Source organism: Clostridium sp. LXY-7, assembly GCF_056172015.1.
Genome location: NZ_JBLLJL010000002.1, coordinates 79,686 through 105,020, shown reverse-complemented (window position 1 = coordinate 105,020; position 25,335 = coordinate 79,686). Strand labels below are relative to the sequence as shown.

At 30.4% G+C, this 25,335-nt stretch carries 22 protein-coding genes; 1 reads left to right on the top strand and 21 read right to left on the bottom strand.

Features of this window, described 5'->3' with window-relative positions:
- Nucleotides 1–154: 154 nt before the first annotated feature.
- From ACI48Q_RS07515 to ACI48Q_RS07475, 9 genes are all read right to left on the bottom strand, one after another.
- Nucleotides 155–1,522, bottom strand: a complete 1,368-nt coding sequence (locus tag ACI48Q_RS07515; protein WP_474918463.1) for an aldehyde dehydrogenase — start codon at nt 1,520–1,522, stop codon at nt 155–157.
- Nucleotides 1,523–1,771: 249 nt separating this feature from the next.
- Nucleotides 1,772–3,064 carry a UDP-N-acetylglucosamine 1-carboxyvinyltransferase gene (murA, locus tag ACI48Q_RS07510; protein ID WP_474918462.1) on the bottom strand — a complete coding sequence of 431 codons (1,293 nt, stop codon included), beginning with the start codon at nt 3,062–3,064 and terminating at the stop codon, nt 1,772–1,774.
- Nucleotides 3,065–3,371: 307 nt separating this feature from the next.
- Nucleotides 3,372–3,806, bottom strand: coding sequence for a type II 3-dehydroquinate dehydratase (gene aroQ, locus ACI48Q_RS07505; RefSeq protein ID WP_474918461.1), 435 nt, complete (start codon nt 3,804–3,806; stop codon nt 3,372–3,374).
- An 88-nt stretch (nt 3,807–3,894) separates the two neighbouring features.
- Nucleotides 3,895–4,767 (bottom strand): prephenate dehydratase, encoded by an 873-nt coding sequence (locus ACI48Q_RS07500; protein ID WP_474918460.1) that lies wholly within the window; start codon nt 4,765–4,767, stop codon nt 3,895–3,897.
- 21 nt (nt 4,768–4,788) lie between these two features.
- Nucleotides 4,789–5,859, bottom strand: coding sequence for a chorismate synthase (gene aroC / locus ACI48Q_RS07495; protein WP_474918459.1), 1,071 nt, complete (start codon nt 5,857–5,859; stop codon nt 4,789–4,791).
- Nucleotides 5,837–7,123, bottom strand: coding sequence for a 3-phosphoshikimate 1-carboxyvinyltransferase (gene aroA, locus ACI48Q_RS07490; RefSeq protein WP_474918458.1), 1,287 nt, complete (start codon nt 7,121–7,123; stop codon nt 5,837–5,839). Before aroA ends, aroC begins: the two co-directional genes overlap by 23 nt.
- Nucleotides 7,124–7,162: 39 nt before the next feature.
- Nucleotides 7,163–8,224 carry a 3-dehydroquinate synthase gene (aroB, locus tag ACI48Q_RS07485; protein WP_474918457.1) on the bottom strand — a complete coding sequence of 354 codons (1,062 nt, stop codon included), beginning with the start codon at nt 8,222–8,224 and terminating at the stop codon, nt 7,163–7,165.
- A 22-nt stretch (nt 8,225–8,246) separates the two neighbouring features.
- Entirely contained in the window at nt 8,247–9,260 is a 1,014-nt protein-coding gene (aroF, locus tag ACI48Q_RS07480) for a 3-deoxy-7-phosphoheptulonate synthase (protein WP_474918456.1), read from the bottom strand.
- Between the two features lie 500 nt (nt 9,261–9,760).
- Entirely contained in the window at nt 9,761–11,272 is a 1,512-nt protein-coding gene (locus ACI48Q_RS07475; RefSeq protein ID WP_474918455.1) for a carboxypeptidase M32, read from the bottom strand.
- Nucleotides 11,273–11,525: 253 nt separating this feature from the next.
- Between ACI48Q_RS07475 and ACI48Q_RS07470 the strand changes: the two genes are divergently transcribed.
- Nucleotides 11,526–11,783, top strand: a complete 258-nt coding sequence (locus ACI48Q_RS07470) for a hypothetical protein (protein WP_474918454.1) — start codon at nt 11,526–11,528, stop codon at nt 11,781–11,783.
- Between the two features lie 147 nt (nt 11,784–11,930).
- Here ACI48Q_RS07470 and ACI48Q_RS07465 read toward each other — a convergent pair whose 3' ends face one another.
- The 12 genes from ACI48Q_RS07465 to ACI48Q_RS07410 all read right to left on the bottom strand — a co-directional run bounded on the left by ACI48Q_RS07465 (nt 11,931) and on the right by ACI48Q_RS07410 (nt 25,298).
- The gene (locus tag ACI48Q_RS07465; RefSeq protein WP_474918453.1) at nt 11,931–12,233 is read right to left on the bottom strand and encodes a hypothetical protein; all 303 of its coding nucleotides are present in this window, start codon (nt 12,231–12,233) and stop codon (nt 11,931–11,933) included.
- 146 nt (nt 12,234–12,379) lie between these two features.
- Complete coding sequence (locus tag ACI48Q_RS07460; RefSeq protein WP_474918452.1) at nt 12,380–13,675, bottom strand: SGNH/GDSL hydrolase family protein; 1,296 nt, start codon at nt 13,673–13,675, stop codon at nt 12,380–12,382.
- Between the two features lie 272 nt (nt 13,676–13,947).
- The gene (locus tag ACI48Q_RS07455; protein ID WP_474918451.1) at nt 13,948–15,312 is read right to left on the bottom strand and encodes an MATE family efflux transporter; all 1,365 of its coding nucleotides are present in this window, start codon (nt 15,310–15,312) and stop codon (nt 13,948–13,950) included.
- 355 nt (nt 15,313–15,667) lie between these two features.
- Nucleotides 15,668–16,321: a hypothetical protein gene (locus tag ACI48Q_RS07450; RefSeq protein ID WP_474918450.1), complete on the bottom strand. Its 654-nt coding sequence runs from the start codon at nt 16,319–16,321 to the stop codon at nt 15,668–15,670.
- A 161-nt stretch (nt 16,322–16,482) separates the two neighbouring features.
- Nucleotides 16,483–16,806: a hypothetical protein gene (locus tag ACI48Q_RS07445; RefSeq protein ID WP_474918449.1), complete on the bottom strand. Its 324-nt coding sequence runs from the start codon at nt 16,804–16,806 to the stop codon at nt 16,483–16,485.
- A complete protein-coding gene (locus tag ACI48Q_RS07440) occupies nt 16,733–17,044 on the bottom strand; it encodes a hypothetical protein (RefSeq protein WP_474918448.1) in 312 nt (103 codons plus the stop codon). Before ACI48Q_RS07440 ends, ACI48Q_RS07445 begins: the two co-directional genes overlap by 74 nt.
- 429 nt (nt 17,045–17,473) lie before the next feature.
- Nucleotides 17,474–19,966 (bottom strand): heavy metal translocating P-type ATPase, encoded by a 2,493-nt coding sequence (locus ACI48Q_RS07435; RefSeq protein WP_474918447.1) that lies wholly within the window; start codon nt 19,964–19,966, stop codon nt 17,474–17,476.
- Nucleotides 19,967–19,988: 22 nt separating this feature from the next.
- Nucleotides 19,989–20,357: an ArsR/SmtB family transcription factor gene (locus ACI48Q_RS07430; protein ID WP_474918446.1), complete on the bottom strand. Its 369-nt coding sequence runs from the start codon at nt 20,355–20,357 to the stop codon at nt 19,989–19,991.
- A gap of 362 nt (nt 20,358–20,719) precedes the next feature.
- Nucleotides 20,720–21,520: an N-acetylmuramoyl-L-alanine amidase gene (locus ACI48Q_RS07425; RefSeq protein WP_474918445.1), complete on the bottom strand. Its 801-nt coding sequence runs from the start codon at nt 21,518–21,520 to the stop codon at nt 20,720–20,722.
- Nucleotides 21,521–21,562: 42 nt separating this feature from the next.
- Complete coding sequence (locus ACI48Q_RS07420; RefSeq protein ID WP_474919502.1) at nt 21,563–22,621, bottom strand: FAD-dependent oxidoreductase; 1,059 nt, start codon at nt 22,619–22,621, stop codon at nt 21,563–21,565.
- Between the two features lie 58 nt (nt 22,622–22,679).
- Complete coding sequence (locus tag ACI48Q_RS07415; protein ID WP_474918444.1) at nt 22,680–22,853, bottom strand: hypothetical protein; 174 nt, start codon at nt 22,851–22,853, stop codon at nt 22,680–22,682.
- 1,338 nt (nt 22,854–24,191) lie between these two features.
- A complete protein-coding gene (locus ACI48Q_RS07410) occupies nt 24,192–25,298 on the bottom strand; it encodes a hypothetical protein (protein WP_474918443.1) in 1,107 nt (368 codons plus the stop codon).
- Nucleotides 25,299–25,335 lie beyond the last annotated feature (37 nt).

Genomic DNA, 25,335 nt, shown 5'->3' with positions numbered 1-25,335 from the left:
TCATTAAACTTTAAGTTAGGCCAACCAAATAATATTCAATATGCCTTGACTATATTGTAATGTAAAAAATCCATAAATTCAATAGTTTAACAGTTAAAAACATCCTAGTTTTTAAGCATACTTGTATGATATTAAATCATTTTATTGAATCCTTCTAAAAAATCTTTTTTAACAGCTTAAGTTTATCCTTATAAGGAGGATATCTAAGGTCTATATCAATTAAATTAGATTTTTTCAATATGCTCTTTTTATGAGTAAAGGTTTCAAAGCTTGCCTTTCCATGATATCCACCCATACCACTTTCTCCAACTCCACCAAAAGCCATGTGTGAGGTAGCAAGATGTACAATTGTATCATTTATACATCCTCCACCAAAAGATATATTTTCAACTATCTTTTTCTCAATTATACTACTAGTGGTAAATAGATATAATGCTAGAGGCTTAGGATGACGGTTCACCACCTCAATGACTTTATCAATGCTCTCAAACTCCAATATTGGTAATAGTGGTCCAAAAATTTCTTCCTTCATTATATTGTGTTCCCAGGTCACATTATCAACCACTGTAGGTGCTATTTTTAAGCTATGAAGATTACTCTTTCCTCCAATTACTATATCTTCTCCTTCTAAAAGTCCAAGAAGGCGATTAAAATGTTTCTCATTGATGATTTTAGGGAAATCCTTATTATCCCAGGGACTTTCCCCATAAAATTTATTAATATATTTTTTCATATTTTCTATTAATTCAACTTTTACATCCTTATGAACTAACACATAATCAGGAGCAACGCAGGTCTGTCCTCCATTTAAAAATTTTCCCCATACAATTCGCTTAGCTGCCAGTTCAATATTAGCATCACTATTTACTATGCAAGGACTCTTTCCTCCTAGTTCTAAAGTTACAGGAGTTAGATGTTTAGATGCGGCTTTCATAACTACTTTTCCCACATCTACGCTGCCAGTAAAGAATATATAATCAAATTTTTCATTGAGTAACGCTTGATTTTCAGCTCTTCCACCTTCAATTACTGTAATATATTCCTCATCAAAATTGTCTTTTATTATTTTGCTAATTACTCTAGAAGTATTAGCTGAAAAGGCTGATGGCTTAATAATAGTACAATTTCCTCCCGCTATAGAGCCAATTAGTGGACCTATTGTCAATTGGAATGGATAGTTCCAAGGTGACATAATTAAGGATAATCCATAGGGCTCTGCTACTGTATAAGTCTTTGATGGAAAATGCATAATGGGAGCCTTAACTTTCTTTGGACGTGTCCATTTACGAATATGTTTCATTAGAAAACTTAATTCCTCTAGTACTATTCCCACTTCAGTTGCATAGGCTTCAAAAGGTGCCTTGTTAAGATCCTTATTAATAGCTTCTAAGATTTCTCCTTCGTTTTTTAATATGGCATTCTTTAATATATTTAGTTTCTCTATTCTAAAATCTATTGATTTAGTAGCTCCTTTATTAAAGTATTCCCTCTGTTTATCTACAATACTCTTTATCTCTGACATATACACTCCTCCAATTATTAAAACACTACTGATTCAACTTCAAATATGAATTAATTTATTAAGTAAATTATACTATAGATTTCAAATTTTATGTTTAATTCCTTCTTAAATTTATCTGCTTTCATCGTTATTGATAATAAACTACATACTATTATGAAAATCTGAATCAACAACCATCTAAAAATATAGGGTAAAATTTAAGAGAGACTAATTCATTATAATTAGTCTCTCTATATATAATACTTAAATTTACATTTCTTGAATCTTTTCCTCATCTTCTATCTCTGCATTATCATCACATAATTTAATTTTTGCTCCAAGAGAAATAAAAGTTTCCACAATATCAGGATATCCTCTCTCGATATGTTCTATTCCTGTTATATGAGTAGTTCCTTTTCCAAGCATACCAGCTAAAATTAAACACATTCCTGCTCTTACATCTGTTGCATGAACCCACTCACCAGTAATTCTTCTTTTAGCTGGAACCACCACAGAACCATCCCTTAAAATGATATCTGCTCCCATCTTATTTAATTGAACACAGTGATTAAATCTTTCAGGATAAACAGTATCAATTATTGTACTATGACTCTCTGCAGTTAAAAGCATTGCTGTTAATGGCTGTTGTAAATCCGTGGCAAAACCAGGGTACATTGAAGCTTTTACATTTATACCCTTTAATGTATCCTCTACATAAGCTCTTATATAATCATCTCCACTTTCAATAGTAACTCCTGCTTCCTTCAGTTTTGCTAGACAGGAATGTAAGTGCTCTGGAATTACTCCTTCTACTGTAACATCACCTCTTGTTGCTGCTGCTCCAATTATAAGACTTCCTACAATTAATCTATCAGGGATTACAGTATGGTCACATCCTTGTAACCTTTCCACTCCTTCTATAGTTATAGTACTTGTTCCCATCCCCTTAATTTTTGCTCCCATTTTATTTAGCATTATGGCAACATCTACAACTTCAGGGTCTCTTGCAGCATTTTTTAGGGTAGTTTTTCCTTCTGCAAGTACACTAGCCAACATAACATTAATAGTAGCTCCACTAGTTATTACGTCAAAATAAATATCAGTACCCTTAAGCTTTTCACAGCTTACCTCATAATAATCTCTATATAATTCCACTTTTGCACCTAAGGCTTCCAATCCCTTTATATGTTGGTCAATAGGTCTACTGCCAAAATTATCTCCCCCTGGGTATCCTATTCTAACTTTTTTCATCTTAGCCAATAATGCTCCTATAAAATAATATGAAGCTCTATATGCAGCTGATTTCTCTATATCAATATCTCCACTACATATTTCTTTTGGGTTTAATAATATGTATTCTGCTTCCTTAATATATTTAAGACCTATATCTTCTCCTATGCTTAATAATATATCTACATCAGATATTTCTGGTATATTTCTAAGTATAATCTGCTCCTCTGAAAGACAAGCTGCTGCCATTAAAGGTAATGAGCTGTTTTTAGAACCTGGTACATTTATAGTTCCTCTTAGAGAAGTATTTCCTTTAATTTCTATCCACCTCAAGACTTAAAACCTACTTTCCCTCTATATACTTTTCTACATGTTTAAAACTTATGAAATAAACTAATTTAAGTATTGCACTTCTCAAGTTACTTCATAATATTTCTAACTATTAAAAAATTTAAAATATTTCTTGTAAATTTTTATCTATACTTAGTGTAAGATAGATGTGTATAAAAATCAATCCTCAAATGTCAAATAATTTCTATGTTCTACAATAATCGAGGTAAAATTTATAATAGATTATAGATTTCTCAACTGCCTTTATTTCCATATCAATATAAATAATAATATTATATGTTTAATACTTTTAACTATAGCTATCAGCCAATACTTCTAATGCTAGTGCATATCCTAAAAATCCAAAGCCAGAAATTTGCCCTATACAAGCTCCTGCTGTCACAGATTTCTTTCTATACTCCTCTCTAGCATGAATATTGCTTAAATGCACTTCTACAGCCTTTAAATTCACAGACTTAAGTGCATCATAAATTGCTATACTATAATGGGTATATGCACCTGGATTAATTACTATGCCATCATATTTTTCAAAATATGCTCTATGTATATGATTTATTAATTCCCCTTCTATATTATTTTGTACTATATCTACCTCTACATTTAATTTTTGCGCCTTATGTGTAATAAAATTACAAAGCTCCTCATAATCATTATTTCCGTATATTTCTTTTTCCCTTATTCCTATAAAATTTATATTTGGACCGTTGATTACCAAAAATTTCATATTCCCCTCCTAAATATTTTCATATTACAAATTCAAAATACCACTGAAAGATTTTAGACATCTGAAAAAACCATTTTTTGAAAATAACTTAATTCACTTCACCTTTATAATTGCCTAAAAACTTAAAATATAAGCTATCTTTTTCTATATCCTTTAATAAATTTTTAGTGCTTTCCTCTAATAGGTTTCCATGGAAATCTATGTAAAAGAAGTACTCCCAGGATTTATCCACCATAGGTCTAGATTCAATCTTTATCATATTAGAATTGTACTCTTCAAAATATCTTAAAATACTATATAGTGCTCCTGATCTATGGGGCAGTGCTATTACTATGCTGATTTTATCTAAATTCTCACTGAATTTCATATTCTTTTCTATAATTATAAATCGTGTATGATTATTAACATTATAATTAATATTGGTCTTTAAAATATCTAATCCATACACTTCTGCAGCCTTTTTACTAGCTATACACCCCTTACGCTTTAGATTTTCATCCTTTACAAGTTTAGCACTTTTAGCTGTATTAAAATATGGTATCAATCTCCAATTCTCATAACTATCCAAGAATTCCTTACATTGCAAAAACCCTTGTTCATGGGAATATATCTCATCTATATCTAAAATCTCTGCTCCTTTTATACCTAGCAAATTATGGTCAACTTTAATACATTTTTCACCTACTATGTAAAAACCATATTTTCGGAGGAGATCATATACTTCAGCTATGCCTCCTGTGGAGGAATTCTCAATAGGTAATACACCATACCTGATTTTCTCATTCTCCAAAGCTTCAAACACCTGCTCAAATCTTGAAAAGCAAGCAGTGTCTTCACTATCTCCAAAATACTCAATTAATGCTTGATGACTAAAAGAAGCTCTTACTCCTTGAAATCCAACTTTATATGAGGTAGACTTCTTCTCTTTAATCTCTTCATCTAGAAAACTTAAATCATCCATTCTATGTCCCCCTTTGTTTAATTAAATGAAGTCCAAAATAGCTATGGCAGTAACTGCTTCTACTACTGGTATTGCTCTTAATACAATACATGGGTCGTGTCTTCCCACTATTTCTATTTCACTATTCTCACCCTTTTTAATATCTATGGTTCTCTGAGTTTTTCCTATGGAAGGGGTAGGTTTTATGGCAGTTCTAACAATCAGTGGCATGCCATTGGCTATTCCTCCTACTACCCCTCCATTGTTATTGCTATAAGTCTTTACTCTATCTTCATCAATATAATATTCATCATTAGCTTGAGACCCTTTCATTTTTACAATATTAAAGCCCAGTCCAAATTCCACACCTTTTACTCCTGGAATTGAGAAAAGTAGTTGAGATAAGTTGCTTTCTATTGAATTAAAAAATGGTTCTCCAAGACCTATAGGTAGATTTATTGCCGCCACCTCTATAACTCCACCTATAGAATCCTTATCCTCTCTAGCCTTAAGTATTTCATTTTTCATATTATCCCTTAATTGTGGGTTTAATAATGGAAATCTATCTTTAACTAATTCTTTTAGACTTTCTTCATTTATATGACATAATTCAAAGGATTTATCTTCTATGTCTCCAATAGATTTTATGTGGCCTCCAATAATTATGCCTTTTTTTCTTAATATCTGTTTACATATAGCTCCTGCAAATACTAAAGGTGCTGTAATTCTCCCGGAGAAGTGACCCCCTCCTCTATAATCATTAAAACCACCATATTTTACGTGTCCTGTAAAATCCCCATGACTTGGTCTCATTAAATCCTTAGTTCTCTCATAATCCTTTGAATGTTGATTACTATTATAAATTATCATGGCTAGTGGTGTACCCGTGGTTTTACCGTTAAAATATCCACTTAGTATTTTAAATTCATCCCCCTCTTTTCTAGGAGTTGATAAACTACTATTTCCTGGAGCTCTTCTACTCATCTCCTGTTTTATATATTCTAAATCTAATTCTATACCAGGCTCTAATCCATCTATAGTTATTCCTATACCTTCTCCATGGGATTCTCCAAAAATTGAAAGCTTTATTTTATTTCCCCATGTTCCACTCATTTAAATCACCCCCGAGTTTAATAAAATCCTGCCAAAAATCAGGATAAGATTTATTTACACTTTGAGCACCTTCAATTATTAATGGTTCTGTACATCTCATAGAAGCAATAGCTAATGCCATAGCAATACGATGATCATTCCAGCTGTTTACTATGCCACCTTTAAAGGCTTCCACTCCTCTTATTATAAGCCCAGCTTCTCTCTCTTCAATATTAGCTCCTATTTTATTAAGTTCTGTGGTTATAGCATTCAATCTATCTGACTCTTTAAATCTAACCCTAGCACCATTTATTATTTCAGTAGTACCTTTACTTAATGCTCCTAAAACTGCAACTATAGGCACAAGATCAGGACATTGAGAAACATCAATTACTGTGGCTTTAAGGTTCTTTGGATTGGCTTTTATTTTATCTCCCTCTATGGTAATCTTACCACCCATTTTCTCTATTATATCTATTATTACCTTATCTCCTTGAAGAGAATTTACATTGATCCCTTCACAGTCTATATCGCCACCTAAAGCCCCTGCTACTAACCAAAATGCTACCTGAGAAAAATCTCCCTCAACTTTATAATCTCTTGCACTATATTGTTGATTTCCCTTGATTATAAATTCTCTATAAGCTCTATTTTCCACCTGTACTGAAAAGTTTTTTAACATATCTAAGGTTAAGTCTATATATCCCTTAGATTCTAACTCTGTAGTCACAATTATTTTAGAATCTGATGGAAGTAGTGGTAATGCAAAAAGTAGGCCTGTGATAAACTGAGAACTCACATCTCCCTTAACTTTATATTCACCAGGTGATAATTTTCCGTTTATGTTTAAAGGAAGCTTTCCCTCATGATTATTGTACTTAATTCCTTGTTCTTTAAATATACTATAATAATCCTCTAAGGGCCTTTCTACAAGCTTACCCTCTCCCTTAAAGGTTACCTCCCCACCTGTAGTGCACGCAATAGGAATAAAAAATCTAAGGGTAGAGCCAGATTCAAAGCAGTTAATATTTATCTTATTAGAATTTAAGTTTTCTACTCCCTTTACTAAAAGATTTCTATTTCCTTCATTTATATCTATGTTCACACCTAGGGCACTCATGGCCCCACAGGTAGCTTCTATATCCTTGGAAAATATCACATTACTTATATGGCTATGTCCCTTTGAAAGCCCTGCACAAATTATAGCTCTATGGCAAAGACTCTTCGATGATGGAATAATTATTTTTCCATTAAGTATTTTAGGATTGATTATTATATCCTTCATAAGCTCCTTTTTCATCCTCTCTATTAGATATGATAAATATTAAATATAATTTTCTATATCTTTAATTTCTACTTTTTTAATTATCACATGACCTAAATCCAATAATAAAATTAAATTAATGTTTTCCCCCACGGTTTTCTTATCTAAAGTCATGGCTTTAATTATACTTGTTCTATCAACTTCAGGCATTTTGTACGGAAGTTTATATTTTTTCAGTACCTCTTCTATTTTTCTTGAAGTGCCTTTTTCTGTAATTCCTAATTCTTCGCCCTTTTTACTTATCTCCATCATACCTATGGCCACTGCCTCTCCATGGGTATATCTTTCATAATTAAAATATTGCTCTATGGCATGACCTATAGTATGGCCAAAGTTTAGAATCATTCTCTTTCCAAAATCCTTTTCATCAATCTCTACAATGTGCTTTTTTATATTACAACAATTGAAAATTATATTCTCAATATTCTCTAAAAGTTCTTCCCTACCTTTATAACTTAATAGGGTGCTTATTATTTCCACATCCTCTATACATCCATATTTTATTACCTCTGCCAAACCATCACAAAGGAATCTTTCATCTAAGGTCTTTAGTAGCTCTGGATCAATAAACACTGCTTTGGGATGATAAAAGCTTCCAACTAAATTCTTCCCCCAAGGTAAGTCTATTGCTACCTTTCCACCAACACTACTGTCAACCTGAGCTAAAAGTGACGTAGGTATCTGTATATAAGGTACTCCTCTTAAATAGGTTGAAGCAGCAAAGCCACCTAAATCACCAACTACACCTCCTCCAAAAGTCAGTATTAAATCATTTCTAGTGATATTAAATTCAGAAAGCTGTCTATATACCTCTTCTAGGCTTCTAACAGTTTTACTTTCTTCCCCAGGTTTTACAGTTATAACTCTAGTAGAAAATCCACTGGCTTCAATGATTTCCTTAAGCCTCTCCCCATAAAACCCCTCTACATTTTCATCAGTAATAACTGCTATCTTTCTAGGAGTGAAATTTTCTTTTAAATATTGTCCAACATTAAATAAAAGGTTTTTTTCAATGTAAATAATATAGCTATTCTTTTCAAGGTCTACATTGATTTTTTTCATTTTATACATCATTCCTTAATTTTTAAATTATTCTATTCTCAATTTCGGCTATTTTTCTAAGTTTTACTATAAGTTCATTAAATCTTTCTGGTGTTATTGATTGCTGTCCATCACATTTTGCGTTAGCCGGGTCATTGTGCACTTCAATTATAAGTCCATCTGCTCCTACTGCAATGGCAGCTTTTGAAAGTGGCTCTACCATCCACCAAAGACCTGCTGCATGACTTGGATCAACAATTACTGGAAGATGGGTGAACTTTTTCAATATTGGTATGGCACTTAAATCCAGTGTGTTTCTGGTGAAGGTCTCATAGGTTCTTATACCTCTTTCACACAAAATAACATTTTGATTTCCTTCTGACATTATGTACTCTGCTGACATTATAAATTCTTCAATAGTAGCTGAAATTCCTCTCTTTAAAAGTATTGGCTTATTAGTTTTTCCAAGTTCTTTTAAAAGATCAAAGTTTTGCATATTTCTTGCTCCAACCTGTATTACATCTACATCCTGTACAAACCTATCAATCATATTTGGTGACATAATCTCTGTTACAATAGGAAGTCCTGTGGCCTTTTTAGCTATTTTTAGAAGCTCTAACCCCTCCTCCTTTAACCCTTGAAAACTATAAGGAGATGTCCTTGGTTTAAATGCTCCCCCTCGTAAAAGTCCTGCACCACTGGCCTTTACACTTTTTGCAATTTCAACTATTTGTTCTTCGCTCTCCACTGAGCAAGGTCCAGCCATAAGTGCTATTTTTTCTCCCCCTATGGTCTGATTTCCTACTTGAACTACTGTATTATGTGGATGAAATAATCTATTAGATAATTTATAGGGCTGTTGAACTTTAGTAACCCTTTCAACAAATTCATTAGCCTCTATTTTGCTAGAATCTATTCTTGTAGTATCTCCTACAAGCCCTAACACAGTATAGCTTTCCCCTTCTACTATACTTGCCATACAATTCTCTCTTTCAATCCTCTCTTTCAATTTTATGATTTCTTCCTTAGGTGTACCTGCTCTCATAATAACTATCATAATATATCCTCCTTAGTTTTTTATATTAGTTATGTTTAAAAAGATCAATTATTGAGTTGACTTAATAATAAGTAAGCTGCTTTCAGTCCCCCTTCATACATATTAAGGTCATAATGCTATTTTTTACTAAAATAGATATAAAAAAATAAGGCTCTAATGAGCCTTATAAATAAACCACTTTTATATAACATTATTCATATATAGGTTGTCTATATAAAATAATCCTAGATTTATTAAACTCATTGAAAATGTGAAATATTTTTTTGCAGAAAAAGTACCCAGCGCTAAAGTAAAAAAAGCCCCAGTTAAAGTAAAAACCAAATTTTCTGCCTATTCCCTTTCCAATGATATTTTTCATAATAAACCTCCAAATTCAATAAATATAACTAATGTTCAATATTTTGAAATTATATTTATTGTTATTTTAGCATAATAACCACATTTGTCAATAATATTTTCTATGTTTTTTATTAAATTTGCAGTTTATATGAATAAATACACTACTGCAAATTGTATATATTCGAATACTTTTCTCTTAAATATTCTATAAAGTATTTAGAATTTAATTCTTCTCCAGTTACTTTCTTTAGTAAATCCATTGGTTTGTATACTTGACCATATCTGTGGATGTTTGCTTTCAACCATGCTTTAATTTCAGTAAGCTCCCCTTTTTCAATTTCACTATATATCTTTGGAATATCCTCTATCATTACATTTAAAAATTGTAGTCCATAAATGTTTCCTAATGCATAACTTGGAAAATATCCAAAGCTACCATCGGACCAATGGACATCTTGAAGTACCCCTTCACTATCCTTAGCCGGTCTTACGCCTAAATATTCTTCATACTTAGTATTCCATATTTCTGGCAAATCCTTTACATCTATTTTACCTGTTATTAAATCTTTTTCTATCTCATATCTGATGATTACATGTAAGCTATAGGTTAATTCATCTGCTTCAGTTCTTATTAGTGAAGGATTCACTTTATTAATCATTTTATGAAATTCTTCACTATCTACATCTTCAAAACCCTTAAATCGCTTCTGAAACTCTGGATAAATATAAGTTATAAATTCTTTACTCTTTCCAATGACATTTTCATAGAATCTTGATTGAGATTCATGAATCCCCATAGATGCTCCACCTTGAAGTCCATAATCTTCCAATTCATCCTCAATCTGCTGCTCATATATAGCATGTCCACCTTCATGAATTGCACTATACATTGAACTAATAAAATTATCCTCATAATAATGATTAGTTATTCTAACATCCTTATTACCAAAATTGGTTGTAAAAGGATGTTCTGATTTATCAATCCTTCCTCTATTTTTATAATCATAACCTATTATATCAAGAAGATACTTTTCAAAATCTTTCTGTATATTTATACTAAAGTTCCCATATAGAATAGAATCATCTATTTCATTGCCACTATCTTTAATCTTTCTTAAAATATCTACTATGACATCTCTTAATTCACCAAATACTTTATCTAACTTTTCCACAGTGATTCCCATTTCATATTCATTTAAAAGTGCATCATAAGGATGTTTTTCATAACCATAAAATTCTGTGAATTTTCTCTTATACTCAACCATTTTTTCTAAATGTGGCTGGAATATAGAAAAATCTGATTTATTTTTAGCTTCTTCCCAAGCTAAATTTGATTTCACAGCTTCTATGGTGTACTCAGTATATATATCTTCTGGAATTTTCTTCGTTTTATTGTATTCATCTCTTAAGTTTAATATCATAGCTTTTTCAAATTCAGTTAGTCCCTTTTGGTTTTCCAGAGAAGAAATTAACTCTTTAACACTATCACTAGTTATTAGTTTATAGATTTCTGATGATAAATATCCAAGCATATTACCTCTACTCTCTCCTGCATCCTTGGGCATATTAACAGCCATATCCCAGTGAACTAACCCAGCTGCTTGTGATAAATAACTTATCTTTTTAATTATTTTTTTTAACTCGTCAATTTTTTCATCGTATTCTCTTACCATAATATATCCCCCTCTTATGTTAATAGTTTCAAAACTTAAATATTATACCTAAATAATCTAGACACAGTTCTACTTCTCTATTAACATTTTTACTTTTCTCAATTATAACTCTAAGAGTTAAATTTTAAAATATATTCCAAATACAATTCTTTTAGTATCTATGTTTTTATTTTTATATTGACTATATACTTCTCCATAAGATCCACACATTCCTTACCTATAATTTAGTTATTATTTATAAGGAGGACTTTAAATGAGTTGTCATGAAAACAATAATTCAAATAAGCACAAAGGATTTAAACATATACTTCATATGATACTTTGCTGTGGGCTTCCAATTCTAATTATAGGTATGTTGCCTTTTATTAAATCCTTTAGCCCTAGCATTGCATCTAAATTAGCTCTAATAGCTCCATTCATTTGCCCAATAATGATGATTATTATGGTAATTATTATGTTTAAAAAAGGAGATTCTAGTTGTTGCGAAAGCAAATCTTCCAACCATAATTAAAAGAGATAAGTACCTTAATAGTTAATTACTTGGGTACTTATCTCTTTTTTCACTAAATAAAATCTTTAGCAAATCAATTTTGATAAACAGTTTAAAAGTAATATACTAAGGACCTAAAAAATTAATTCTTTTAGATCCTTAGTATATTTAGAGATCACTTGAAGGAGTATTATCTAAAATCCCATTTCTCATCATTCCATTGTTTCTATAGTCTTGATTTTTACCATTATTGCCATGACAAAGTCTATACATTTCTTCAAAATACGTCTTTTCTTTATCTATGTTATCCCCATTTTCACTTACTCTCTCATAGTATCCTTTATTTGATGTAGTAAATATATTCACAGGATCTACATTAGATGAATTCTCATTTATATTTAATAAGTTTTGCCCTGCTAAAAGTATTCCAGCACCAAGCATCAAAGTACCTACTGTTTTTAAAACTTTCATTAAAATACACCTCTCTGTTTAATATTAACTATAAGGATTATTCCCTATGAGAGTATACTAATAAAAATATATGTGGATTTTATGGAGAACTCTATTTTATTTAAACTTATTTCAATACCTTCAACTTCTGATTTTTATTATTAAATTTAATGTGTAATTGCTCTAACAACCTTTTCAATTGCACTTTGATATATAAGACCAAAAGCATGGTCTGGTAAATGATTTACACCATTGCCTCCTAAATTTCCTACTCCTCCCAATAAATCCTCTACTGAAAACAGAGGTTCTCCCTCTTCAAATTGAGTGTATTGAAAACCAGGATTTTTAAACAATATGTTATCCTCTTGAAAAGATCTAAGATAAAAAGTCCCTTCAAATCCAGCATCACTTATTATAGCCTCCATTACCTGACCTTTATCAATATGAATTGTTAATCTATTGTCATGAAATCTAATTTCTAAATCGAAAATAGACCCCACTCTAAAGTTTTGAGCTGCTAACACACCCTTTACCCCATGAGAAATATAAAAATCTACTGTTTTATCAGTCTTTATAACCATTCTCACAATTATGCCTATTACATTAGCAAAAATAAAATTTTCTCTAAATCCAAGGTCATATCTGCTTGGAAATACAGATTGATATTTGGTTATATCCACTATAGCATTGAATTGTATATTCTGTGCCAGCGTCTTATATCTTATGCTTCCATCGCCAGTAAAAGTCAGATAATTATAGGTCCTGACTACAGTAGGAGTCACATCCCATTCTGATACGAACTCACCAAAGTACATTGGTTGTTGCTTTCCAATGTAACTATATAGATCTATTCCATTTCCAAGTATATTGAAAACCCTATTAGCATTTATACATGGATACTTATATTCTCTACAGAAATAAACCTGGGATTTAGCTATCCATTCTAAATATATTCTATTCTTTTCATGAACATCTTGAGTATTATTTATAAATAATACTGATGTGTTAGGTATTTTTCGTAAGAACTCATTGCGAAATCTTCTTAAATATTCATAAAAATCTAAATAGGGTTTTGCTCCATCATTGACACCAAAGGCTACAACTAATAAATCAGGTGAAAAAGCCATTACTGCATCTTGCCATCTTCTTCCCTCGCTCCACGGCCTCTTAATATAATTATTATCAACAAAGTCTGCTAATACCGCTCCCCCTACCGCATAGTTTCTGAAATCAACTTTATTTACAATGCTATCCCTAAGTAAATTAACTAATCTATTTATGGCATTGTTAGCCTGTAAGCTTACATCTGCTCCCTCTGTCACACTATCACCGATTGCGCAGACCTTAATAATTCGTCCACCAGCATTAATGGCTGCTTTAACACTTTTGAAAGCATTTTGTGGAATAAACACATCTCCTTGATATGCTTTTTTTAATAATACTTCCGATTTCGGAGTATACATAGACTCATCACCCTTTCAATAATAAATTTATATCAAGCTTTAAATCTATTCTGTTAATAATTGTTTGTTAAATTATATAAGTTCTACTTGTATGTCTTCCACATTATTATTAATATAACTTTAATTATCATAATATACTTACTTTACATAATTACTTATATATAATACATATTGAGATAATATGTATTACATGAAAAATAATAAAAATTAAAGGACACTGCCTAAGAGTAAATTTTAATCCTCTTAAGACACTGTCCTATAATTATTGTTATTTACGCCTCTATTTCTGAAAAATCCCTGGTTACATCAGTAACCCACTTTCCACTTTTAACTCTAATTACAGCCACTAAAGATTTTAGTATTTCATCACACTTAATGATGAGGAAAACTATAGTTACTGGTAATTTAAATACAAACGCTGCTAAAAATCCTAATGGTATAGCAACTAACCACATAAAGATTAAATCATTGAGAAGAACAAATTTTGCATCTCCACCACCACGTAAAACTCCCATCATTAGGTTTACCCCTAAAGCTTGGAAAATAACTACTATAGATGTCACGGACATTATGTCCATAGCAAGCAGTTTGGTAGCTTCTGATACATTATAAAAATCAACTACTATTGGTCTTATTAAATATATAATAATTCCTGATATAATTCCCATGGTAATACTAAAAATTGCAATTGTTGAAGCATATTCTTTAGCTTTTTCTTTTTTACCTTCCCCTATGGTATTTCCAATTATAACGGAAGATGCATTAGACAACCCAAATATAAATACCGTTACAAACTGGTGGGCAACAACATTTATACTATTAGCTGCAACGAATCCCATCCTACCAATTATAACTGAAATCATAGATGCTCCTGTAGACCAAAGCAATTCATTAAATAACACTGGTATACAAATAGATATATAGTCCTTTAATATAATCTTATCTATATGTATTAAATTCTTTAATTTAAGATTTATTTTTTCTTCAAATATGGCCATAAAGGTCATAGCTATTATAAATTCAGTAACTCTTGCTATTACTGTAGCTATAGCAGCCCCTCTAACCCCTAATGTAGGAGCCCCTAAATTACCAAAAATAAACACCCAGTTAAAAAAACCATTTACTAGCAATGATATACTATAAACTATTATTGAAATCTTTACCGTTTTAACTGAACGTAACATCATAATTGTGCAGTTAGTTATAGCATAAAACATATATCCTATACAAATGATTCTAAGATAACTTGCTCCTGCCTCTATAACATTTATATCAGTGGTAAAAATACTCATGAATTTATTTGGTAGAAATATTGCTATTCCAATAAAAATCAAAGTAATTGCAATACAAACTCTATACATTATTGCAAGTATTTTATGAATAGATTTTCTATCATTTTTTCCCCAATATTGAGATATCATTATATTAGAGCCACCAGCTAGCCCAAACATTAGTAAGGTCAAGATAAAAAACAAATTATTTGCTATTGCTACTGCTGATAGTTGTACTTCCCCTAAAGAACCTACCATTAATGTGTCAATCATACTTACAGCAAAGGTAATAAGGTTTTGTATCGCTATGGGTAATGATATGCTAAAAAGCATCTTATAAAACTTTTTATCCCTCGTTATTTTCATATTTCCCCCTAAATATATAAAAATTAAAAATCTATGCTAACTTAAAATATTTATAATTTTATTTATTATTGAATGTACTCTATTTGGATTTAATAATCACCATTGGATCACACCTAACAATTATAACAAATATTCCATAAAATAATATATAGTTTTGAAAAAAATTGTCATAGATGAACTAGGCTTCTTATTGCTCATACAGCTAATCATTCTCTATACTTACCTTTCTGAGAAATTTCATATGAATACTTTAGTAAATTGGGTATAGAATATTCAAAAAATCTCTAATAAAAAAACACTATCCTCTTCACCTACATTTAAGCAGTTAGGATAGTGTTATTGTTATGTGTATTTATTATGTTGATTTTTTAGATCTTTTAGCTACTGCTAATAAAAGTCCAAGGGCAATAGATAAAAATGCAGAAGCTAGCACTCTGTATTGACCTGGTAATAAAAATACTAATGTGTGACAAGGTATCCAAAAGAATGGAATAGTTTTAAGCATAGAGAAACTTACAAGGGTATACCAATCAATCTTTTCTGTTATTTCTTTAAGAGTGATTTTACTACCGCTTTTATCATACTTTGTGTCTATATATATATCAGTATATTTATGAAAGATAAACATTACTGGAGCAAAAGTAATGTTCATAGTAGCACTAGTGAAAAATGCATGTCCTATTGTTACTCCTTTAAAAGGTAGCATGCCTTCTGCTTGTGCCGCTATTATTCCTCCTGAAAATATAGAAAATACAAGTGTTATTGCCATTCCTATAATTCCCCATATGGTTGCCTTCCAAAAAACTCCTCTTGGAATATTCCAGTCACCACTTATAACTCTGCTTCCTAGCATATCTCCCATGGTGGCTAAAATAGCAAATTTTAAAAACCCTCCCATATACGGATAGGTATGGGTAACTTCAATAAATGCTTCTCTTGAGAATGGCACAACTAAAATTGCCACAAAAACCAAAAGTATAAAACCCCATAAAAAATCCCCTTTTTTCATCAAAATGCACCCCTACTAAATATTTTTACTAAACTTTTGAACATTATACATTATTAGTTAACCACGTTCTTCCCTTTGTGTAAAGCTTTAATATTTAATTTTCTACTGTACAATTTTCAATCTTTTTACTGAAGAATTACTACTTAAAATATTTTTTATAATTAACGTACCTCTTTAAATACATTTTCTAAATCAAATCTTCCATATCCATAAGTAGGAAGTGGATAAACAACCCCCTTTTCTCTGACTGCAGTTTGAGCTAATATTCCCTTTAGACTTTGTACATTTACATCGCCTTTATATCCTTTAAGTGCCCATTCTAAGAATAATGCACATCCACCAGCAACAATTAGTGGAGAAATCTGTCCTCCAACATTAAATCCTCTTCCAGAGTCAGCAACTGCAGTATCATTAGTCTGATTGCAATAGCCAACTGAAATCACAGATTGGGCAAAGCGCAGTATCTTGAAAAGTATAAATATCACTAGTGAAATTCTCTTGAAGAGTAAAGGGATCAATTTTATCAATATATTTAACACTAGGTACTGCCTGAAGAAATTCTGCTAATCTATCAACTTTTACAGCTACTATTGCAAATATATCATTTATTATATAAGCACAGGCATAATCTATTAATTCAACTTCTGCTAAAATATTTCCTGAATGATTCGCAAAAAAATTAAAATAATCTGAATCATAAAAGAGATTATTACAAACTGCCAAATTAACCATCTAAAAATTAATACTATAATATACTATTCATTAACTATGTACTCTATGATTATATTTATACCTTTCCCAATTATATAAAAAAATCTAGGATTCCCATTTTCTTCTGCTAAATTATAATTAATTTTATTAATACTAATCCAAAATATTCACTGTATTTTATGTGAACAATAGTTAATAGTGTATTTTCGATGTATTTCTACACACATACTTTCTATTTTATGATATTATTTGTTTGTCTAATTAAGATTTCAAATGACCCCATCATTGAAAGGTGACTCTGTAACGGAGCGCCTTTTTTCTTTGGTTATTAAATATATTAATTCTAAAGAACTTATCATATATTTTTTATTATTTATATTATCCATATATACTCCCATAGTAATTATGCAGCCATAAATTATGACTGCATAATTGTTATCATTATTTTTCTATTTTCATTGCTCTCATAGAATTTAATACTGCAATTAATGTAACTCCTACATCGCCAAATACAGCCTCCCACATAGTACCCATTCCAAGAGCTACAAGTACTAATATTATTGCTTTAACTCCTAAAGCAAAGATTATATTTTGCATTACTATTGCTCTTGTTCTTCTTGCTATTTTTATAGCTGATGCAATCTTTGAAGGCTCGTCTGTCATTATAACAACGTCAGCAGCTTCTATTGCTGCATCTGAACCTACTCCTCCCATTGCTATACCTATATCAGCTCTTGCTAAAACTGGAGCATCATTTATTCCATCTCCTACAAATACTAATTTACCTTTAGATGTCTTTTCTTTATCTAGTAATTCTACTTTTTCAACCTTTTGGTCTGGTAATAACTCCGAATAAACTTCGTCTAGTCCTAGTTCTTTAGCAATTTTAGTTCCAACAATTTTATTATCCCCTGTAAGCATAACAGTTTTCTTAATGCCCATCGCTTTTAAATCTTTAATTGCTTTAGCTGAATCCTCTTTTACCTCATCTGATATAACTATATAACCTGCATATTCTTTATTAACAGCAACATGAACTACGGTACCTATAGTTTCTACTTTTGTATAAGAAATATTTTCTTTATTCATTAGTTTATAATTACCTGCTAAGACTTCTTTGCCCAAAGCAATAACTTTAATACCATGTCCTGATATTTCTTCATAATACTCTACTGAATCATTAGCTATTTCCTTCCCGTAAGCTTTTAAAATAGAAGTTGCAATTGGATGATTTGAAAAACTCTCTGCGTAGGCTGCATAAGTAATAAGCTCATCCTTAGAAATATTATCTTGCGGTTTTATTTCTGTTACTTTAAATATTCCCTTTGTTAAAGTTCCAGTTTTATCAAACACTACAACTTCAACATTATTTAATGCTTCAAGATAGTTTCCACCTTTAACTAGTATTCCATTTTTTGAAGCTCCACCTATCCCTCCAAAAAAACCAAGTGGTATAGATACAACCAACGCACATGGACAAGATACTACTAGGAAAGCCAACGCTCTATATATCCATTCTGAAAAGGTTGCTCCACTTATAAAAAGTGGTGGTAGTATAGCTAATGCTAATGCAGAGAAAACAACAGCAGGTGTATAGTATCTAGCAAATTTTGTTATAAAATTCTCTGTTGGGGCTTTTTTACTACTTGCATTTTGAACTAAATCTAATATCTTAGCAATAGTTGAGTCTCCAAATTCTTTTTCTACTTCTATTGTTAAAAGTCCATTTTTATTAATAACTCCGCCTAATATATTATCTCCTGCTTCTACCTCTCTTGGAACTGATTCACCAGTTAGTGCAGAAGTATCTATCATAGAGTTTCCTTCAATTACTCTACCGTCAAGTGGAACTTTTTCTCCAGGTTTTACAATTATTATGTCCCCTACACTAACTTCTTCTGGTGATACCTTCTTGATATCGTCACCGACTTTTAAGTTAGCAAAATCAGGTCTTATGTCCATTAGTGCTGCTATTGACTTTCTTGAATGATTAACAGCCATACCTTGGAATATTTCGCCTAGTTGATAGAATATCATAACTGCTACACCTTCGGGGAACTCGCCAATAGCAAAAGCTCCAATTGTAGCTATACTCATAAGGAAGTTTTCATCAAAGACTTGCCCCCCTCTTATATTCTTCAAAGCTCTTAACAATACTTCTCCACCAACAAGGAAATAACTTATTAAATATAATATTAACTCACCATAAAAACCAAAATTAAAAGCTATAGCAATTGCATAAATTGCAGCTCCAATTCCAAGCCTTACAAATTTAGCTTTATTATTTTCACCTTCTCCATGATGGTCATGTGGATGTTCCTGTTTTTTGTTAATATTTCCATCTAATACAAATACTTTTACATCGGGCTCAATTTTCTTTACAACCTTTTTTGCATTTTCAATAATAGCTTCTTTATCGCTATTATTTTCAATTTCCATAATAAGTTTCTTTGCTACAAAATCAACCACCGCACTGCATACGTCTTTAATATTAGCTGCTTCTCTTTCAATTTTTGCAGCACAGTTAGCACAACATAGACCTTCTAACATTAGTACTAATTTATTTGATTTTGCTACTGTCTTTTCTTTTACGATTACATGAGACTCAATTTTTTTTATTGATTCTATAGATGCAGCAACTAACTCATTGACTCTACTAATTTCTTCTAATTCTATAGTTAAAGTCTTGGTCACAAAATTCACTGTAGCACTATCAATTCCATCAATACTATTAAGTTTTGTCTCTATTTTTGATGCACAATGAGCACAATCTAAACCCTCTAAGATGAATTGCTTTTTTATCTTACTAACTGGTTTCTTTTGTATTGTATTTAGTTGCATAATTGTCTTTGGTTTTATAATAGTTGATTCTGATTTTATTTGTAATGGTTTATTTGATTTAACATTAGGCTTCGAAATTTTATTATTACTCATCCCTAACTCCCCCTAAATTTCTTTATCCCTCATTTAAATGAGCTAACCCTTGATCGAATATACCTTTAACATGATCATCATCTAATGAATAGTAAACAACCTTTCCCTCTTTTCTATATTTCACCAATCTTGCTTGTTTAAGAACTCTCAACTGATGAGATATAGCTGATTGATTCATTTCAAGTAATGCTGCAATGTCGCATACACACATTTCTGATTGGAACAATGCACATATAATTTTTATTCTTGTGCTATCCCCAAAAACTTTGAATAAATCTGCTAAATCATATAAAGTTTCATCTTCTGGAATAGTTTCCTTAACCTTTTTAACCACATCTTCATGTATTACGTTACAATTACAATTATCAAAGATATCTTTATTATTATCCATTAATATATCACCTCGCCTGAATGTATGTATATATGTATATATGTTCATACATTCAGTATATGCTACTTATTTTTATCTGTCAAAGATTTTATTGTTAAATTTAAAATTTTATGTACAATAAAAGAAGTTGCATAGGTTACTTATATACAACTTCTTTCGGTGCTTTGTAGAAGCTTTTTTAGTGTAAAAGTTAAAAAGCGGTAAATAAAAAAATACAATATACATAAGTAAAGAAGCAAATTGCTCATAACCTTTGAAATATTAAAGCAGAAGATTTTGTGTTTACAAATTCTTCTGCACCTCTGAGGTCGTTGTAAAAAATAGAGGGTTATTGTTTATGGTTTTGTTTTATTTGATTAGATTTACAACTTCCCTATGGTCTGCAATACTTTCTTAATGGTATCATATCTATCACTACCTACTATTAAAATAGCTCCATAGGGAAAACTTCCTCCACCTACACCATAAATTTTTCCTACTGTACTATAATCAAAAACTGTATCACCGCTTATAGTTGAAGTTGCTAAATAATCCGCTAAATAATCTGCTGCTCTTTTGTCTACATCGTTGTTATATACAACTATACTGCTTATATTAGGGACTTGATTAATAGGTATATATTTTATACCTAGCTGTGCTAAGATACCCTTTGCAATTGCAATTCCAAAAGTTTCTTGTTCTTGTTGAGTATCCATGATTTTATTGTCAATCTCATTGTCCAAGAATGCACATTCAACTATTATGGAATCCATATTCGTTTCTCTTATGACAGCATAGTAATCTCTACCATCCGACCCAATTCTATCGTAAATCTTAACTTGCATTTGTCCTATATTTTTTATTTCATTGGCTATTTTATTGGCAAGTTCTAGTCCTTTGCCTTTATAAATAGAGTAAATTACCTCTCCTCTATCACCGCCACCTGCATTACAGTGAATGGAAACAAAGTAATCTGATTTATTTGCATTTGCCATATTTGCCCTTGGCGATAAATCAATGAATATATCATTGATCCTTGTCATTTGAACAGATACTCCATGGCGCTCTAATTCAAGTTTGCATTTATTTGCTACTATCATAACAATATTCTTTTCAATTAAGCCTTTATAAGTTGCTCCACTATCCTTGCCGCCATGTCCAGGATCTAGTGTTATCTTAAACATATACTACTTCCCCTTCCCTTTATATAAAGTATCATATATAAATTAAACAAGCTTTTGATTAAATACATTATCTAAATTTAACTTTTTAATTTTTACACATGTTTCTTCTTTATCTAAAGTATAAATTCCTAAATCCTTCATTCTCTGAAAATATTCTGAACCTGCAAAGGTATATCTATTTCTTCTTCCCTCCACAGTTTGTACTTTTTCATTTGCATAGGCAATTATATCACCCACAGCTAACAATCTTGGTAAAATTAAAAGTGGCATACCTAGCTCATTTCTTACTGCATTATGACCTGCTAGTGAACCTGTAGCTATAGCTTCTGTATGCCCAACAAAAAGCCCACTTTTTTCTCCGCCACAAAATAGATTATCCAGTCCTAATACTTTTAAGTCGTTAGTTCTAGGAGCAACCGAAAGATATCTTATAGAATTTCCTTTTCCACCAGCATAAGGATCTACATACTTTGCATCTTCAAGCCCTTTTATCTTTCGAAGTTTTTCTAAAGGATAATATGAGGTCATCAATTTTGCATGACCAGTATCAAGTAATACTATATTTTCGGCAAACTCTTTTAATGCATATTGTTGACATACCTTTTGCTTCAATTTATCTACGTTAATATCTTCTTCTGGGACCTTAAGTACTACCACTCCAGTATCATTTAATTCCTTCAATATTTCTTCAGAAAGGCTTTCCTTAGACAATTTACAAGAACCACTAAAAGCACCGTAAATATCTTCATCTCTTTCGCCCTTAATATCCTCTATTCCTGCTCTATAACTTATACTAATTCTAGGACCAAAGGATGGACATCTTAAAATACACATAGAGCATCCATTTCCATATCTCAAGCAATTTCCCATAGGTCCTGTGGAACCTGTCGTTTCTATAAACACATCTCCTGTAACTAACTCTCCATCACTTAAATAAATTCCCTTAATTCTTCCACCATCTTTTTTTACATCTACTGCTCTTGTTGTTACTCTTATTTTTATATCTAATTCCTCTAAATGTTTCCTTACTGCTGATTCTATTTTGTTAACATTATAAAGCCATGCATGTACTTGACTCCTAATACTGCGTACTTGATTTATATAAAAATAGAAGACCTGTAATCAAGTCCTCTATTTTTAATATACCTTAGTTTTTAATTTATTTATTGTCTGACTTATCAATATTATTTGCTCTATCTACATCATCTACATATTCAAAGCCTTCACCAAAAGCTCTCAGTATTGCCTCTTTCGTCTTATCTATTCCTGACGACTGCCTTGTAATTATCCACTTTTTTTTACCTGAAATTATTATCTCTGTTCCAAAATTCATATATATCACTCCTAAATCTATATCCAATATTTTTAAATCCTTTATACTTTTCCTTTAATTATGCCTTATTATGTAAAATTTAAACAAGTCAAAATAATTAATTTGCAAAGTTTAAAACTTGGAAATATGGATATAATTCTAATGTCGTTATTCACCGTTCTTCAAAAGATAAGAAGCCATGAACCCTTTAATTAGAGTTTATGGCTTTAGTTTTGTTTAATATTTTGTTTATTATTAAAAACAAATAGGTAGATGTCATATTAGGTGACTCTACCTATTTTTATATTATAGGAGTTAAATCAATATATTATGATAATTATTTTATATTTTTATACTCTCTAAAATAATTATGATTTTAATATATTATTTTTCATTAATATGATGCTGATAATATCTAAGGGGGGGAAGTACATTTATCATGCACCTCCTTTGATCACACTTTCCCCAGACATTGCTTTAAAAACTTTAAAATATTTTTAATAGCAGCACTAAAAACATTATTATTGCTATTAATTCAAGAAAGTCTTTAAAATCAACCCTCATATCAATACCTCCTTTATATTAAATTTTAATTTTATGATTCTCTATATACTTTTATTTTATGTATTTAAAGTAATTAACTCTTTATTATTAGCAAAATATCTATACATATACAATAATTATTTTATATTTTAATATTTTATTTGATTTAAATTTTATAATTCTACTCCAATAAAAAAATAACCACAAGCTCATTGAACCTGTGGTATATAACTTTAATTTAATATATTATTTTTCATCCAGAGGTCAGCCTCAATTTAAGGCCTTCCCCCTTGTTAATATACAATTCTAGTATTCAATATTAATAATATTAGTGTAATAACAAGGATAATTAATATCTTTTTCTTAGACATATAGTTATCCTCCAGTATTTTTATGAACTTTTCTATTATATAATGTTTTGTAAATTAGTCAAATTGAGAACTTGTATGAAAGTCAGAGATTTTGAGCAAAATTTAATGATAAATGAATATAATATACTAATTAAATCATTGCATTTATTTGACAATTAATTATAATTAAACTAAAGGAGGCATTCATAATGAGTTTGCAAATTATTCTAAATTTATTAAGTAAATGTGGTTCGTTCATGATTATCTTTGCACTATGTTATTTCATCTTTAAATTTACTATATGTAAATTATTTAGACTAAATAAAATTACTATTTTAAATATATTATATTTAGATGACATATTTAGTATTGCTTTAAGTGCTTTATTTATATTAAATTTTGTTACTTTAAACTCAATATATTTATAAAAGCTCTATGATATATATCATAGAGCTTTTATAAATTATTATTCAGTTATGCATGGTTCATTTGTATCTAAGGTAGATATATTCGCATTTTCGCTTGGTAATTTCAATTCTAATCTTCTTTTATCTTCCTCAAGTTTATCTATTATATTCTGCAATTCCTTTTTTTCATCATCTTGTTGGTCATTTTTATCCATAACTACCATAATTTCCTTTATTGAATTTAATAAGTTGGGTAATCCTTTAGTTTCCAAATCATATTCAAAACCTAATATTTTAAATTTCATGTTTGTTCCAACTATTGCACCAATTACTAAACCTATTATTAATACATCTTTAATTGCCCCTTTAAGTTGTACAGGCCCTTTTGATTGAACATTAATTTTTAATACCAAATTTTCCTCTTCTATTTTTAAATTGGGATAATAATTATTTATATAATTTATCAATTCATAATTATTATTTAAAAATTTTAATACATCTACATATGGAACATTTCTTTTTTTATTTACTCTATATGTGTAGTAAGCTTCCTCTCCCTTAATATAAAATTGTGATAAAGTTCTGTCTATAAACAATTTATACGGATTTGCATCAACTATTGCATTATGAGAATAAATTATATTATATAAATATGGGTCTAATTCAGTTCTTTTTACTTGTTTTATCCACTTAACTTCTCTTCTTTTCTTTAATACAGGCTTTTCTTCCTTTTTATCTACTTCATCATAAAATTGATCCAAAATAGCTTGAAAATCTTCTTCATCTTGTTCAATTACATAAATATCATCCGTAACTAATTCTCCAAAAGAAATCCATTTTGATCCCTCATTAGGTATTAAAACAATATCACCTTTTTTCATAGAGTTAGTAAATTTGATTATTTGTGCTGCTACATATCCCGGTTTATCTGTATCAGGATAACATCTCTTTACTTCTGATTTGATATTCTCTTCGGTACTATTTTCTATAAAAGATTTATCACTTACTTTGTCCCATTCAATACCAATAAAATTCTCATTAATGAAATCATCATAATATGAGCCACCTTGAGTTCTAATGAACCAATAATTCCTCTTTTCATCGATCACATCCACTCCTAGTGATTTTAGCATATGAAGATCCTCATTGCTTAATACATATTCCATATTATATCCTCCTTGTATGATAGTTGATTCTGACCTC

Bases quoted from the DNA above. Each gene is read 5' to 3' on its own strand.
- ACI48Q_RS07515 (WP_474918463.1), bottom strand. From the start codon at position 1,522: ATGTCAGAGATAAAGAGTATTGTAGATAAACAGAGGGAATACTTTAAT.
- aroQ (WP_474918461.1), bottom strand. From the start codon at position 3,806: ATGAAATTTTTGGTAATCAACGGTCCAAATATAAATTTTATAGGAATA.
- ACI48Q_RS07500 (WP_474918460.1), bottom strand. From the start codon at position 4,767: ATGGATGATTTAAGTTTTCTAGATGAAGAGATTAAAGAGAAGAAGTCT.
- aroC (WP_474918459.1), bottom strand. From the start codon at position 5,859: ATGAGTGGAACATGGGGAAATAAAATAAAGCTTTCAATTTTTGGAGAA.
- aroA (WP_474918458.1), bottom strand. From the start codon at position 7,123: ATGAAGGATATAATAATCAATCCTAAAATACTTAATGGAAAAATAATT.
- aroB (WP_474918457.1), bottom strand. From the start codon at position 8,224: ATGAAAAAAATCAATGTAGACCTTGAAAAGAATAGCTATATTATTTAC.
- aroF (WP_474918456.1), bottom strand. From the start codon at position 9,260: ATGATAGTTATTATGAGAGCAGGTACACCTAAGGAAGAAATCATAAAA.
- ACI48Q_RS07475 (WP_474918455.1), bottom strand. From the start codon at position 11,272: ATGGTAAGAGAATACGATGAAAAAATTGACGAGTTAAAAAAAATAATT.
- ACI48Q_RS07470 (WP_474918454.1), top strand. From the start codon at position 11,526: ATGAGTTGTCATGAAAACAATAATTCAAATAAGCACAAAGGATTTAAA.
- ACI48Q_RS07465 (WP_474918453.1), bottom strand. From the start codon at position 12,233: ATGAAAGTTTTAAAAACAGTAGGTACTTTGATGCTTGGTGCTGGAATA.
- ACI48Q_RS07460 (WP_474918452.1), bottom strand. From the start codon at position 13,675: ATGTATACTCCGAAATCGGAAGTATTATTAAAAAAAGCATATCAAGGA.
- ACI48Q_RS07455 (WP_474918451.1), bottom strand. From the start codon at position 15,312: ATGAAAATAACGAGGGATAAAAAGTTTTATAAGATGCTTTTTAGCATA.
- ACI48Q_RS07450 (WP_474918450.1), bottom strand. From the start codon at position 16,321: ATGAAAAAAGGGGATTTTTTATGGGGTTTTATACTTTTGGTTTTTGTG.
- ACI48Q_RS07435 (WP_474918447.1), bottom strand. From the start codon at position 19,966: ATGAGTAATAATAAAATTTCGAAGCCTAATGTTAAATCAAATAAACCA.
- ACI48Q_RS07430 (WP_474918446.1), bottom strand. From the start codon at position 20,357: ATGGATAATAATAAAGATATCTTTGATAATTGTAATTGTAACGTAATA.
- ACI48Q_RS07425 (WP_474918445.1), bottom strand. From the start codon at position 21,520: ATGTTTAAGATAACACTAGATCCTGGACATGGCGGCAAGGATAGTGGA.
- ACI48Q_RS07415 (WP_474918444.1), bottom strand. From the start codon at position 22,853: ATGAATTTTGGAACAGAGATAATAATTTCAGGTAAAAAAAAGTGGATA.
- ACI48Q_RS07410 (WP_474918443.1), bottom strand. From the start codon at position 25,298: ATGGAATATGTATTAAGCAATGAGGATCTTCATATGCTAAAATCACTA.